11 protein-coding genes and 1 tRNA gene are annotated in these 13073 nt (G+C 63.7%); 5 read left to right on the forward strand and 7 right to left on the reverse strand.

Annotated features, from left to right (window positions below):
• Nucleotides 1-2 precede the first annotated feature (2 nt).
• The 6 genes from AC0L20_RS32060 to AC0L20_RS32085 form a co-directional block, all read right to left on the reverse strand.
• Nucleotides 3-623, reverse strand: coding sequence for a FliH/SctL family protein (locus tag AC0L20_RS32060; protein ID WP_007614077.1), 621 nt, complete (start codon nucleotides 621-623; stop codon nucleotides 3-5).
• The gene (gene fliG / locus AC0L20_RS32065; protein ID WP_219681648.1) at nucleotides 623-1714 is read right to left on the reverse strand and encodes a flagellar motor switch protein FliG; all 1092 of its coding nucleotides are present in this window, start codon (nucleotides 1712-1714) and stop codon (nucleotides 623-625) included. The genes AC0L20_RS32060 and fliG overlap by 1 nt, the downstream gene beginning before the upstream one ends.
• A gap of 17 nt (nucleotides 1715-1731) precedes the next feature.
• A complete protein-coding gene (gene fliF, locus AC0L20_RS32070) occupies nucleotides 1732-3339 on the reverse strand; it encodes a flagellar basal-body MS-ring/collar protein FliF (RefSeq protein ID WP_007596157.1) in 1608 nt (535 codons plus the stop codon).
• A 192-nt stretch (nucleotides 3340-3531) separates the two neighbouring features.
• Complete coding sequence (gene sciP, locus AC0L20_RS32075; protein ID WP_002714638.1) at nucleotides 3532-3807, reverse strand: CtrA inhibitor SciP; 276 nt, start codon at nucleotides 3805-3807, stop codon at nucleotides 3532-3534.
• Between the two features lie 369 nt (nucleotides 3808-4176).
• Nucleotides 4177-4884 (reverse strand): flagellar hook assembly protein FlgD, encoded by a 708-nt coding sequence (locus AC0L20_RS32080; protein ID WP_456768113.1) that lies wholly within the window; start codon nucleotides 4882-4884, stop codon nucleotides 4177-4179.
• Between the two features lie 13 nt (nucleotides 4885-4897).
• Nucleotides 4898-6547 (reverse strand): flagellar hook-length control protein FliK, encoded by a 1650-nt coding sequence (locus AC0L20_RS32085; RefSeq protein ID WP_473294556.1) that lies wholly within the window; start codon nucleotides 6545-6547, stop codon nucleotides 4898-4900.
• A gap of 347 nt (nucleotides 6548-6894) precedes the next feature.
• Here AC0L20_RS32085 and mnmA point away from each other — a divergent pair, with 347 nt between their 5' ends.
• The 5 genes from mnmA (at nucleotide 6895) to AC0L20_RS32110 (ending at nucleotide 11012) form a co-directional block, all read left to right on the forward strand.
• A complete protein-coding gene (gene mnmA / locus AC0L20_RS32090; protein ID WP_473294557.1) occupies nucleotides 6895-8076 on the forward strand; it encodes a tRNA 2-thiouridine(34) synthase MnmA in 1182 nt (393 codons plus the stop codon).
• 20 nt (nucleotides 8077-8096) lie between these two features.
• The gene (locus AC0L20_RS32095; RefSeq protein ID WP_456768116.1) at nucleotides 8097-8735 is read left to right on the forward strand and encodes a class I SAM-dependent methyltransferase; all 639 of its coding nucleotides are present in this window, start codon (nucleotides 8097-8099) and stop codon (nucleotides 8733-8735) included.
• Between the two features lie 44 nt (nucleotides 8736-8779).
• Complete coding sequence (locus tag AC0L20_RS32100; protein WP_473282941.1) at nucleotides 8780-9136, forward strand: hypothetical protein; 357 nt, start codon at nucleotides 8780-8782, stop codon at nucleotides 9134-9136.
• A 255-nt stretch (nucleotides 9137-9391) separates the two neighbouring features.
• A tRNA-Met gene (locus AC0L20_RS32105) sits at nucleotides 9392-9468 on the forward strand.
• Nucleotides 9469-9668: 200 nt separating this feature from the next.
• Nucleotides 9669-11012 carry an anti-phage deoxyguanosine triphosphatase gene (locus AC0L20_RS32110; RefSeq protein ID WP_473294558.1) on the forward strand — a complete coding sequence of 448 codons (1344 nt, stop codon included), beginning with the start codon at nucleotides 9669-9671 and terminating at the stop codon, nucleotides 11010-11012.
• Nucleotides 11013-11945: 933 nt separating this feature from the next.
• Here AC0L20_RS32110 and AC0L20_RS32115 read toward each other — a convergent pair.
• Entirely contained in the window at nucleotides 11946-13049 is a 1104-nt protein-coding gene (locus AC0L20_RS32115; protein WP_473294559.1) for an esterase/lipase family protein, read from the reverse strand.
• Nucleotides 13050-13073 lie beyond the last annotated feature (24 nt).

Here is a 13073-nt window from a genome sequence, read left to right on the forward strand (position 1 = left end):
ATTTAACTCCCCCTGCGGGACGCAACGTAGCGCCCCACCATTTCGTCGATCTTGGCCGCGATGGCGGCGCGCTCCAGCACGACGCCGCCATCGGCCCATTCGATCCGGCAGTCGCCGGTGGCAATCTCGGGCTCGGCCAGAATTACTAGCCGGCCTTCGAAGCCGTTCTGCCTGGCCAGCCGCTCGATGTTCTCGCGCGCGGCATCGTAGAGCGCGTCGTTGATGCGGACGACGAGATGCGGCGTCGCGACCAGATGCGAGAAGCAGTCCTTGACCAGCGCGACGATCTCGCCGAGCGGCTCGGCGGCGACCAGATCGGCGCACAGCTTGCGCGCCACCGCGACCGCGACGTCGACCGCCTCGGTCTCCATCTTGGATTCGATGTTGCCGATGCCCGAAGCGATGCCCCGGATGGCGATGTTGATCTCTTCCATGGCGAGCGCGACGCGGCGGTCGCTCTCGGCTTTGGCCTCGCGCTGGCCGGCGGCGAAGCCGTCCTGATAGGCGCGCGCCTCGGCTTCCGCGACCTTCTGGGCGATCTCGGCCGCGGTTGCGGCCTTCTCGCGCGTCCGGTCGGGCGCGGCGAAGTCGTTGTCGAACAGGAATTTTGCCGGGGCGGCCATCAATACACCAGCTCGTCGTCGGCGCGGTTCTTGGTCAGCATGATCTCGCCCTTGGCTGCGAGATCCTTGGCCAGGTTGACCAGCAGCGCTTGGGCCTCGTCGACGTCGCGCAGGCGGACCGGACCCATCGCCGCCATGTCGTCCTGGAGCATTTTGGCCGCACGCGAGGACATGTTGCCGAAGAAGAAGTTGCGGACGTCCTCGTTGGCGCTCTTGAGCGCGACGCCGAGCTTGTCCTTGTCGACGTTGCGCATCAGGGTCTGGGCGGAGCCGGAATCCAGCTTCACGAGGTCGTCGAAGGTGAACATCAGCGCCTTGATGCGCTCGGCCGATTCGCGGTTGTCCTCTTCCAGCGAGGTGATGAAGCGGGTTTCGGTCTGGCGGTCGAAATTGTTGAAGATTTCCGCCATCACCTCGTGGGCGTCGCGTCGGCGGGTCTGGGACAAATTGGACATGAATTCGGTCCGCAGCGTCTTCTCCACGCTCTCGATCACCTCCTTCTGCACCGCCTCCATCTTCAGCATGCGGTTGACGACGTCGAGCGCCAGATCCTCGGGGAAGATGCCGAGCACGCGGGCGGCGTGTTCCGGCTTCAGCTTCGACAGCACCACCGCGATGGTCTGCGGATATTCGTTCTTGAGGTAGTTGGCGAGCACCTCTTCCTGCACGTTGGAGAGCTTCTCCCACATGTTTCGGCCGGCGGGGCCGCGGATTTCGTCCATGATGCCGTTGACGCGCTCGGGCGCCAGATATTGCTGGAGCAGCCGCTCGGTGGCGTCGAAATTGCCCATCAGCGCGCCGGAGGCCGACATCCGCGAGACGAATTCGAGCAGCATGTCCTCCACGGTGTCGACCTCGACGGTGCCGAGCGTCGACATTTCCAGCGAGAGCTGGCGCACCTCGTCGTCGTCGAGCAGCGACCAGATCTTGCCGCCATATTGCTCGCCGAGCGCCAGCATCAGGATCGCGGCGCGCTTCGGCCCCGCCACCGCGTCGACCTTTGCGCCTCCGCGGCTGCCGGCACGCTGACCGAGCGTGGAGATCACGCTGGTGATGTCGTTGGAATTGGCGTTTTGCAGGGCAGCGGCCATGTCAGATCACTTCTCGATTATTTCGCGGGTTCGGTCAGCCATTGGCGGATGATGGCGACCGTCTCGTTGGGATTGCGCTCGGCGAGTTCGCCGACGCGATGGACGGATTGGGCATGGACCTGGCCCTGGACGGTGGCGACGTCGATCGCGCTCGCAGCGCCGCTCGGCAGGAGCGGCTGGCTGGCGGGCGCGGCCTCGTCGCTCGCCGGACCGGTGAGGACGCCGGAGATGGCGGCTGCGACTTCGTCCGATGCCAGGATGCGCTTGACCAGCGGCCGTATGACCAGGAACAGCACGACCAAACCGAGCAGCATCATCACGCCAAGCTCGACGAAGTACATGACGTCGTCCTTGGTGAACTGGAGCATGCCGAGCAAGCCGCTCGGCTCCGCGATCGGGGTGGTGGAGGGGGCGTCGGCAAAGCGCAGATTGACGACCTCGACCTGGTCGCCGCGCTTCTGGTCGAAGCCGATCGCCGAGCGCACCAGCGTGGCGATGCGATCGAGCTGCTCCTTGGTACGGTCCTGGTAGGCCAGATCGCCCTTCTCGTTCTTGGAGTAGATGCCGTCGACCAGCACCGCGACCGAGATGCGGTTGACCCGGCCGGCCTCGGTCACCTCGGTCTTGGTGGTGCGGGAGATCTCGTAATTGTTGGTCTCTTCGCTCTTCTTGCTCTGGTCCTTGGCCGCGACGCCGCCGTTCTGCTGGTTGCCCGGCAACTCGTTGTTGACGGTGACCTGGCCGTTGTTGTCGGCGGTCATGCTCTGCTCTTCGCGGGTCTGGCTCGAGCGCAGCACGCGGCCTTCGGGATCGTACTTGTCCGAGGTCTGGGTGATCTTGTTGAAGTCGAAATCGGCGGAGAGCTGGACCCGGGCGCGCCCCGTCCCCACCACGGAGGAGACGATGTCCTCGACCTGCTTGCGCATCCGCTTTTCGAAGGCGGTGCGGCGCTCGTCGCCCATCGCCTGTTCCGGATCGGTCTGAGCGCCGTCGGCGAGCAGCTGCCCGGTCTCGTCGACGATCGAGACTCGCTGCGGCTTCAGCCCGTTCACGGCCGAGGCGACGAGGTGGCGGATGGCGCGGATCTGCTGGGCTTCCAGCGCGCCGCGGACCCGCACCACGATCGAGGCCGACGGCTCCGGCGCCTCGCGCGAGAACAGCGGGCGCTCCGGCAGCACCAAATGGACGCGGGCGGCCTGGATGCGGTCGATGGCGCGGATCGTGCGGGCGAGCTCGCCTTCCAGCGCGCGGAGATGGTTGATGTTCTGGACGAAAGAGGTGGTGCCGAGCGCATCCGACTTGTCGAACACCTCGTAGCCGACCCCGCCGCCCTTGGGCAGGCCGCCCTCGGCGAGCTTCATCCGCAGGCGGGTGACCTTGTCCTTGGGCACCATGATGATGGTGCCCTCGTTGCGCAGCTCGAACTGGATGCCCTGGCGCTCCAGGTCCTTGATGATGCCCGAGGAGTCCTCGACGCTGAGGTCGGTGAACAACGTTGTCATCTGCGGCGTGGTGACGCGCATGATGACGAACGCAAAGAAGCCGACGAGCGCGGCGGTGACCGCGATCATCGCCCCGAACCGGGCGGCTCCAATACCCTTCAGAAAGTCCGCAAGACCTTGCAAGCAACCGCCCCGACAGATTCGGCTGCTTTCACAGGAAAGGCCGACTGGGCAATTATTGCCTAGGTGATGGTTTCGATATGGTTAACGAAGGTTAAGAGCTGCGACAAAAGTAGCGCCAAAACGAAACATGAAAAAAATCGGCCTCGCAAGGCGAGGCCGATTTTCGTCAAAAGCCGCAGATTTCCGGATTGCCTACTGGCGATATTGCTGGATACGGGTGGTGCGAAGTCCCGCCAGACCATGCTGGTCGATCGAAAACTGCCAGGAGAGGAATTCGTCAACCGTCAGGGTATAACGGCTGCAGGCCTCCTCGAGGGAGAGAAGACCGCCACGGACTGCGGCGACGACCTCGGCCTTGCGGCGGATGACCCAGCGTTTGGTGCCGGGTGCAGGCAGATCCGCAATCGTCAACGGACTACCGTCCGGCCCGATGACGTATTTTACCCTCGGGCGATGGGGTTCTGTCATGGCGTACTCACAAACTCTCAACCACTGAACTCACTCAGGAACCCTACGCCCGCCGGCTTAAAAATCCGCTAAGCCTAAGGCTTCAATACAATTCTCGTTGAAAATGGCTGGAACGCAGCCGTCTCGACCGGCGGGACGGTGCGTCCGGGCGGGCCGAGGGGGGTGTTCGTAAATACTTTACTAACGAACGAGGCCTGCGGGGTGTCGCAAGGCCCTCAACGTCGTCCTGGCGAACGCCAGGACCCATTACCCCAGGGAGTAGTCGCTACGACGACTCGGGGTTACTCCCTCGAACCAAAACGACTTTTGGTGGCAATGGGTCCTGGCTTTCGCCAGGACGACATGGAATGTGCGGTTCGCGCGCAGCCTTTAATTACTAGCCGTCGCGATGATGCTCTTGACCTGGCTCAGGGTGTAGCTGGCGCCGTCGATGGTCAGCAGCGGCGGCGACTGGGTCAGGTCGACGGACGACACCGTGCCCTGCACCTGCGCGGCGATGCCGACATTGTTGTTGGCGACATCCTTGCCCGTGGCCGAGATCGTGTACTTGCCGTCGGGCCATTGCGTGCCGTCATTGCCCTGGCCGTTCCAGGTGAACGGGACGTCGGTGCCCGCGCCGGCGGTGTATTTGCCGGTGAACACGGTCTGGCCGCTGGCATTGGCGACGGTGATGTCGACGGTGGCGTCGCTGGGCACGTTGAGATGCCAGGTTGCCGACGAGTTCGTCATGCTGGCGGTGGTGCCGTCGACCAGGGCGGTCTTGCCGACGAAGCCGAGCGCCTGGGTCGCCTGCGTGGTCTGTTGCAGGGTGACGAGCTGGGACAGCGAGTCGTTGGTCTTGAGCTGCTGCTCGACGCCGGCGAACTGCACCAGCTGCTGCGTGAACTGGTTGGTGTCGAGCGGATCGAGCGGGTTTTGGTTCTGCAGCTGCGTCGTCAGCAGCGTCAGGAAGGTCTGGAAGTTGCCGGCCAGCGTCGCGCCGGTGCTCGAGCCCAGGCTCGGGTTCGACGAGGATTTCGGCAGGTCGGTCGTGCCGGAGACGACGGAGGGGGCGGTGGCGGCATTCGTGGTGGTCATGATCGAATACTCCTCACACTCTGATATCGACGCCGCTGCTCGATCCGAGCATGCGGCCGTAGCTGCGCCCGACCGGGGCCGCGGGAACTGCGTCCTCGTCGCTGACGATCAGCCGGCGGGCATTGCCGCCATTGTCGTTGTTCTGGCCGGAGTTCTGGCCCGACGAGTTCTGGTCGCGCAGGCTGAAGGACAGCCCGTTGCTGCCGGTCTTGAGGCCGGCATCGTCGAGCGCGCGCTGCAATTGCGGCGCGTCCTGCCGCAGCATCTGCAGCGTCTCCGGCTTCTCGACGGTGAGATGCGAGGTGACCTGGCCGTTGCGGTCAACATTGATGCGGACGTCGATGCGGCCGAGGTCGAGCGGATCGAGGCTGATGTCGAACCGGGTCTTGCCCGCGCGCGCGGCGGCGACAATTTCGATCGGCACGCCGGTGATCGGAATGGCCGTATTTGTGGCCGCGGTCGCCGTGAGCGTCGCGGTCGAAGCGGTCGCGGCCGAACTCGTATTGGTCAGCGGCGCTTGAATGGCGGAGGCCGCCTGCGCGCTGGCGTCGGTGGTGGGGGCAGCCGCCGGCGTGCCCGCATGGACATGCGGTGTTGCCGTCGCCGGTGCGGCATCGGCGGTGCGGTCGGAAGTCCCAGCCTTGGTGTCGGCCGCGTTCGCGTCGATCGGCGGCTTGTCGGCTTGCGGATGCGCCGTGGTGGCGGACGCTGCCGTCGCCGAGGTCTGCGCGGCGTTCGCCTTGCCGGTGTCCTGGCCGATATTGGAGACGTCGCTCGCGCCTTGCGTAATGGCTGCGGCCTTGAACGAGGTTTTTGGCGTGCCCTGGTCGACCGCGGCGATCAGGCCGCCATTGGTCTTCGCATCGGTCGCGGTCGAATCGGTCGTGCCGGTCGCGGCATCGGCCAGGGTCGCCGAAGTGTCGGCATCGACCTTGGCGCTTGCGGTCTTGGCGCTCTTGTCGCCCGGCGTCGCGGTGTCGGTCTTGGTGCCGACGATCTGCGCCGCGATGGATGCGCTGGCGGCGATGCCGGCGGCGGCAATCGTCAGCGGCGAGGAGGCGGGTCCGGCTGCCTGGTTCGCAGCCGCGTTCGGGTCGACCGGCACGGCGACCACGAGTGCGTTTGGATCGGGCACAGCGGCGGCCTGCGTCGCGTCAATCTGCGCGGCCGCGACGGCGTCAACGGCGGCAAGGCTGCCGTCGGCCTTGTCCGCCTTGGTCTCGTCGGACTTGTCCGCAGACTTGTCGGCCGATTTGGCGTCGGACGCCTTCGGCTTGTCCTTGGTCTTGCTATCAGCCTTGGCCGCATCAGCGGTCGAGTCGCTCTTGGCGTCGCTCTTGGTGTCGTTCTTGGCGTCGTTCCTGGCGTCGTTTTTGGCGGACGCGGAATTGTCGGCGTCGTCGCTGGCCTTGCTCCGCGAGGACGGGTCGCTCGCCGCGCGGTCGCGCGGGCTCTTGTCCGAGGCGGAGGATGACGAATCGGTCCGGCGCGGGGGGTCCTGTGCGAAGGACGCCGCGCTGTCGCTGATCGCCTGGGTGTTGCTGTCCACCAGCGAGCCAAAGGAGTCGTTGGACGTGTCTTTCGGCGCTTGCGACCGGGCAGGCTTTTGCTGCGCGCTTGGGACTTGCACGCTTGCCACGACATCTGACGTACGACCGACCACAGGCAACCCCTTGGAAACATCTTCGCCATGAGAGGTAGCAAGGAGCGGGCCAGCCCCGCGCAGAGGTGTTTTATCTATTAAAATCAATCATTTGGAAATTTTGAGCCCCGCCGCGGGGCCCTCCGCGACCCCGCCATTTCTGCCTCCCCGGCAAGAATTGCCCTAACCTGGCCGCCCCCATGATTGCTTCACCGCAAGGCGGCCTATATTAAAGAGACAGCTCTCAGCCGCTTTCGACCGGGCAGGCCGCGCCATTCGGGAACTCTCAGTTCCCGCGGGTCGGCGTTGTCCCGCCGGAAGCACCCAGCGGATCGCCCAACGCCGCCGTCCACAACGCTTTAAGGCCCATGCTCAACAGTCTGGATCTCGAAGGCCGTCCTGAGGATACCAGGGTCGTCGTTGCCATGTCGGGCGGCGTCGATTCGTCGACGACGGCTGCGCTGTTGAAGGCCGAAGGCTACGACGTCGTCGGCATCACGCTGCAGCTCTATGATCATGGTGCGGCCACCCATCGCAAGGGCGCCTGCTGCGCCGGCCAGGACATCCACGACGCCCGCGACGTCGCGGCCAAGCTCGGCATTCCCCATTACGTGCTCGACTACGAGGACCGCTTTCGCGAATCCGTCATCGACAATTTCGCCGACAGCTACGCGCTCGGCGAGACGCCGGTGCCGTGCATCGAGTGCAATCGCTCGGTCAAGTTTCGCGACCTGCTGAAGACCGCGCGCGAGCTCGGCGCCACCGCGCTCGCCACCGGCCATTACGTCGCCTCGCGCCGCCGCGATGACGGCTCGCGCGCGCTGGTGCGTGCCGCCGACGCCGATCGCGACCAGAGCTACTTTCTGTTCGCCACCACGCAGGAGCAGCTCGATTATCTGCGCTTTCCGCTCGGCGACATGACCAAGCCCGAGACGCGCGAGCTGGCGCGGCGCTTCGGTCTCGCGGTTGCCGACAAGCACGACAGCCAGGACATCTGCTTCGTGCCCACCGGGCGCTACACCGACATCATCACCCGCCTGCGGCCGAACGCGATGGACCCCGGCGACATCGTCGATCTCGACGGCCGCGTGCTCGGCCGTCACAACGGCATCGCCAATTTCACCATCGGCCAGCGCCGCGGCCTCGGCATCGCAGCCGCCGCGCCGCTGTTCGTGGTGCGGCTGGAGGCCGCCAACCGCCGCGTCGTCGTCGGCCCGCGCGAGGCGCTGAAGATGCACCGCATCGTGTTGCGCGACGTCAACTGGATCGGCGATGGCGACATCGACCGCGCCATCGGCAATGGACTCGAAATGTTCGTGCGCGTGCGCTCGACCCGCGCGCCCCAGCCCGCTTGGCTGCGCGGCGCCAATGGCCATTACGAGGTCGAGCTCGTCGCCGGCGAAGAGGGCGTTTCGCCGGGACAGGCCTGCGTGTTCTACGACGCACCTGGCGGCCAGGCCCGCGTGCTCGGCGGCGGCTTCATTCAAAGCGCCGCCGCGAAAGCCGCAAGCAGCACGACGAGGCCGCTCGCAGAAGCGGTCCGCGGCTAAAAAATAATAGGGCAGGGGGCATGGCAGCAGACATCTCGCGGGCCGGGGTCGAGAAGGCCTATGGCCGCTGGGCGCCGGTCTACGATCTCGTGTTCGGCAAGGTGTTCGACGCCGGAAGGCAGTCGACCATCGCCGAGGCCGACCGCATCGGCGGCCGCATCCTCGACGTCGGCGTCGGGACCGGGCTGTCGCTCTCCGATTATGCGCGCACCACGAAGATCTGCGGCGTCGACATCTCCGAGCCGATGCTGCGCAAGGCGCAATCGCGCGTGCGGAGCTTGCGGCTCTCCAATGTCGAAGTGCTCTCGGTGATGGATGCGAAAAACCTCGCCTTCCCCGAAAACTTCTTCGACGCGGTGGTCGCGCAATACGTCATCACCGCGGTGCCCGATCCCGAAGGCACGCTGGACGAGTTCGTGCGCGTCTTGAAGCCCGGCGGCGAGCTGATCCTGGTCAACCACATCGGCGCGGAAAAGGGTCTTCGCAAACTCTCCGAGTTGGCGTTTGCGCCCTTGGCTCGCCGTCTCGGCTGGCGCCCGGAGTTTCCGTGGGAGCGCCTGGTCAACTGGGCCGCGAAACACGGCGGCGTCACCCTGGCCGAGCGCCGCCCGATGCCGCCGATGGGGCACTTTTCGCTGATCCGCTACCTCAAATCGTGATCGGGGGCGCGGAACACGCGGGCTGACCCGCGCGTTTCCCTCCCATGCGCACCACATCAAACCTCATTCTGGCCAGCCTCCTGATCGCCGCCTCCGGCAGCGCGATCGCGCAGGCCCCGCCCGCCCCGGCGACGCCGCCGCAACAAACCGCGCCGCCATCCCCGCAGCACGCCACCAATTGCACGCCGCAGGATCGCCCGAACCGCTCAGCCGACGGCACCACCACCGGCCAGTCCCGGGAACCGCTCGGCGACAAATTGGCAAAATCGGACGGCGTGCTCTGCCCGCCCTCCGGCGTCGACCCCGAGATGCACGCCCCGGCGCCCAGCACGAACGGCGCCATGCCCGTCATCCCGCCCCCCGGCAGCCCCGGCGGCGACCCGACGGTGCGGCCGAAATAGGGCCGTTCTTCCTTCGCCTCTCCCCGCCCGCGGGGAGAGGCGAAATCCGCGCAAAGCGCGAATTTCGGGTGAGGGGACTCTCCACGAGTCTGGTGCGGAAAAGGGGTGAATTCGGCTCCGAAATCTCTAACTTTTCCACCCTCCCACGCCTTGTCGCGCCGAAGCCGTGGCGAAGGCGGATTGACAGCCCGCCGCCCCCTTCCTTATATGCCGCGCGTTCGCGAGATCGGCATGTTTCGGCCCTCGCGACCCTGTGGCGGGGTAGCTCAGCTGGTTAGAGCACGGGAATCATAATCCTGGGGTCGGGGGTTCGAGTCCCTCTCCCGCTACCATTGAAAGTAATAGCTTTTTTGGCGATATCTCATCGCCGAAAAAGCTTGGTACCACGCTTAGTACCACCAAATTTCGCTTCCGCGGCGCCACCCGCACAAATAAAAAGCTCGTTCCCTCAAAGACTTGGCAAAAGTGCCTTTTACCTCCTAGAGGGGAGTGTCCGATGCTTGCGGACGGTCAGCGCTCTGGAAGGTGAATCATGAGTGACGCTTGGTTGGCGCGCCGCAGTCCCTGGGGTCAGCAACAGGAAGATGCCAGAGGCGAGTTCGACATCGACTACGGCCGGGTCGTCCACTCGGGATCGTTCAGGCGCCTTCAGGGCAAGACCCAGATTCTCAATCTCGGCGACAGTGATTTCTACCGCACCCGGCTGACCCATTCGCTCGAAGTCGCCCAGATCGCGGGTGGGGTCAGCCGCCAACTAGCCAAGACCTATCCCGATCATCCGGCCATCCCGCACCTGCCGCCGTTGAGCCTCATCCAGGCCTCGGGTTTCTGCCACGACCTTGGGCACCCACCCTTCGGACACGGCGGGGAAGTGGCGCTGAACTATTGCATGCGGAGCGCCGGCGGCTTCGAAGGCAACGGGCAAACTTTACGAATCCTTGCGAGGCTTGAGAACTTTTCGCACGAGGAGGGAGCCGATCTCACGCGCCGATCCTTGCTCGCCATCCTCAAATATCCTGTGCCGTTTTCGAAGGTTTCGAACGGAGAGATCAAGCCTACGCTCGACGAGAGGGCGACTTCGATCCGGATTCTCGATCGGGCCAGCTGCAAACCGCCCAAATGCTACTTCGATTCCGAAAGAGACGTGGTCGACTGGATCCTCCGGCCGTTGGCACCAGGCGATCGCGTGTTGTTTCAAGAGTTCGATCCGATTGCGGGTAAGCACGGCAAGGCGCGGCATAAGTCGTTCGATTGCAGCATCATGGATCAGTCGGACGATATCGCCTACGGCGTTCATGACCTCGAGGACGCGGTCGCGCTCGGGTTGGTCGACGAGCGAGACTTCCGCGAGCACGTTAGCGAGGAGGCGAGCGCCGCCTTTCTGGAGTCCCTGAAGCTCAAATACGACAAGGAGTGCGGCAACGACGTGTACGGCTATTTCGTCTCGAAGCTGTTCTCTGGCGGCAATTGGCGAAAGCGGTTTATCGGTCGTCTGGTGCACCACTTCGTGACCAACATCGAGATCGTGACGCTCGACCAATTTTCCGAGCCTCTCGTCAGATATCGTGCGCGCATCAAGGCACCGCAACGCAAATTCCTGGATGCCTTGCAGGATCTCATCGAGAAGAAAGTCATCTTTAGCGCGAACGTCCAGCACTTGGAGTACAAGGGACAGAAGCTTGTGGTCTCGGTCTTCGAAGCGTTTCAATCGGATCCCAAACAACTCCTTCCGTCGGACGTCTATGCTCGTTATGCGCCGAAGGAAGACGTGCGCGTAATCTGCGACTACGTCGCGGGCATGACCGACGACTTCCTGTTGAAGACCTACGACAGATTGTTCAGCCCGCGAATGGGATCCGTCTTCGACAAACTTTGAAGCCCGAGACGCCGGCCAATCCCGCGCTTCAGGCAGCGCACTACGGGTTATAGAACGCGGTGACATCTTTAGGAGGTGTTGGAAGCGGGCGGCGAACCTAGGGTGAGCCCTAGCTTGACGCTGTTCTCTCAGCCCTCGACATTTCGTACGGGTGCAAGACTTTGAATCATTGGCGTGATGCGATCGTGGGGGTAGCACCACGTGTCTCGGTGCAATCATATTGCTTTGGCTTTTTGCCGCGAACTGCGGGAATCCCAATACGAAGGCGGACAAGTATGCCCTGGGAGATGCGAACGCGCTGTTGACTGGCCCAGCGACGCGCTTCATCGCCGAACGGCCGAGGCGCATTCGAGGCGATGGTGTCCTACCCACGCTCTGCCCCGACCCTTCTCCCGATGTTGCTATTGCCATCTCGCAGTCCGCCGCCATCGCCGCCAACGTAAGTTATCCTTGGGGCCCCAGCGGGTCCGGCAACGCAAGTTACAGCAGCAGCGAGACGGTGACTGCGCTGGCAGGGAGAACGGCAGGCGTGCTTGCTCTCCGGGACGGCCTCTATGCGGCTTGCCAAATGTACGTAAACGGAATCATCGGTCACGATGCCTACGCTCTAATCTTGAGCCAACACGGAAATCTTCTCGTTGCTCTCCCTGGAACGGGCACGACGAATGCCGCTACGTTCACCGCAAAGGATGCTGCCAGCACGGCTCTGCTCGTGTCCCGCCTAAATGCGCACGACCCCACACGATTGAGCGCAGGCGTCGTTAACCCGCTCCTGACCACCACCTTTTGCGGCAGATTGATGGAAAGATCGTTCGCCGCTCCCGACCGCAGCAGCAGCAGCAAGCGGAGAGAAGCACGCTTCGAGTGAGGAATCGACCAAGCCGGGCAGCACCGGTAAGGCAGGAACACCGCCGATTGGTCAGAAATAGGGGATTAATCCGTGGTCTTGGCCACAGCTCGTTGCCTTATCCAATGTCCGATCACTTTGAGCACACGAGGGTCTCCATAGACCCGGCTGTGATAGGAACCGCCCGTGCGCCGCGAGGGCTCGAATTGCTTTATTGTCCACGACCCGGGTGGGGCAACTTCAACAGAAAGGTCCAAGAAGGGCCCCAGTAGAGCCGCGTCTGCTCCGAATGGGATGAGGAGCACGCAGACGGGGATCATAAACACTGCAGCGATCGCGCCGCCGACGAAGATCAATATCTGAAGTCCCAAACTGAGGAGTTCGGCGAGAGTCTTCGCGATCCAGTGACGCGTTGCGTCTCCTTTGCCATATGCCTTAAGGCGGGAAATCCCAGCGTGGGCGACATCGTGAGGCGCACCGGACGCAAGCGTACTGAGGCGGCTAACGAATTGGGCGGCGGCAAGCCCAGCGGATGCTTCGTCGCCCGCAAGCCGCACTATGAGGAGCTGGTTTTCGCTTAGTTTAGGCAGACGATATCGGTCGATCAACTTGGCTCTGAAAGCCCGCTCGCATTCGAACTCTGGGGTGCCCCAAAAGATCCAATGCACAAAATACGGGAGGGACAAGAGGATGCCACTCAAGGGAATTAGGATCGAGGGAGGAGCGTCCGTCGCTTCGACGAGCATGATCGCCCATGCGGCTACCAACGCCAAAGCCGCACCGATGCAGATAGCCATCGTTGTCGGCATCCAAAGCAGTGTGCCGAAAAGGCGCTCGCGCACCGATATGAATGGAGTAGACAGGCAGACTATTCCGTCTATGCTTTCGGATAGATCATCCTGCAGCATCGCATAGAGGGCGACACTACCCCCGTGGCTGTGGCCGATGACGAAATGCGCAGCCCCCGGGTTGTCCGAAGCCTGCCGTTTGAGGTGTTCGGCAAGTCGGCCCGCGTCTTTCAGACGGGCACCCTGGCGGTTTCTGCCTGACCATTCGAAAGAATGGAGATGGAGATCCATTCCGGTCGCTTCACGCAGCCGGAATTGGAAGACAGCATCATCCTTTACCCAGGCTGCCCGCCGAGCCCAAGTCCCATGCACCAACGTGACGAAGCATGTCGGATCATTCATGGCGCGTCCTGACAGAGTGAATGT

Source organism: Bradyrhizobium sp. Kon58, assembly GCF_055807455.1.

What these genes read in the sequence shown, in the direction of transcription:
- AC0L20_RS32060 (WP_007614077.1), bottom strand. Translation starts at nt 623, where the DNA reads ATGGCCGCCCCGGCAAAATTCCTGTTCGACAACGACTTCGCCGCGCCC.
- fliG (WP_219681648.1), bottom strand. Translation starts at nt 1,714, where the DNA reads ATGGCCGCTGCCCTGCAAAACGCCAATTCCAACGACATCACCAGCGTG.
- sciP (WP_002714638.1), bottom strand. Translation starts at nt 3,807, where the DNA reads ATGACAGAACCCCATCGCCCGAGGGTAAAATACGTCATCGGGCCGGAC.
- AC0L20_RS32080 (WP_456768113.1), bottom strand. Translation starts at nt 4,884, where the DNA reads ATGACCACCACGAATGCCGCCACCGCCCCCTCCGTCGTCTCCGGCACG.
- mnmA (WP_473294557.1), top strand. Translation starts at nt 6,895, where the DNA reads ATGCTCAACAGTCTGGATCTCGAAGGCCGTCCTGAGGATACCAGGGTC.
- AC0L20_RS32095 (WP_456768116.1), top strand. Translation starts at nt 8,097, where the DNA reads ATGGCAGCAGACATCTCGCGGGCCGGGGTCGAGAAGGCCTATGGCCGC.
- AC0L20_RS32100 (WP_473282941.1), top strand. Translation starts at nt 8,780, where the DNA reads ATGCGCACCACATCAAACCTCATTCTGGCCAGCCTCCTGATCGCCGCC.
- AC0L20_RS32110 (WP_473294558.1), top strand. Translation starts at nt 9,669, where the DNA reads ATGAGTGACGCTTGGTTGGCGCGCCGCAGTCCCTGGGGTCAGCAACAG.
- AC0L20_RS32115 (WP_473294559.1), bottom strand. Translation starts at nt 13,049, where the DNA reads ATGAATGATCCGACATGCTTCGTCACGTTGGTGCATGGGACTTGGGCT.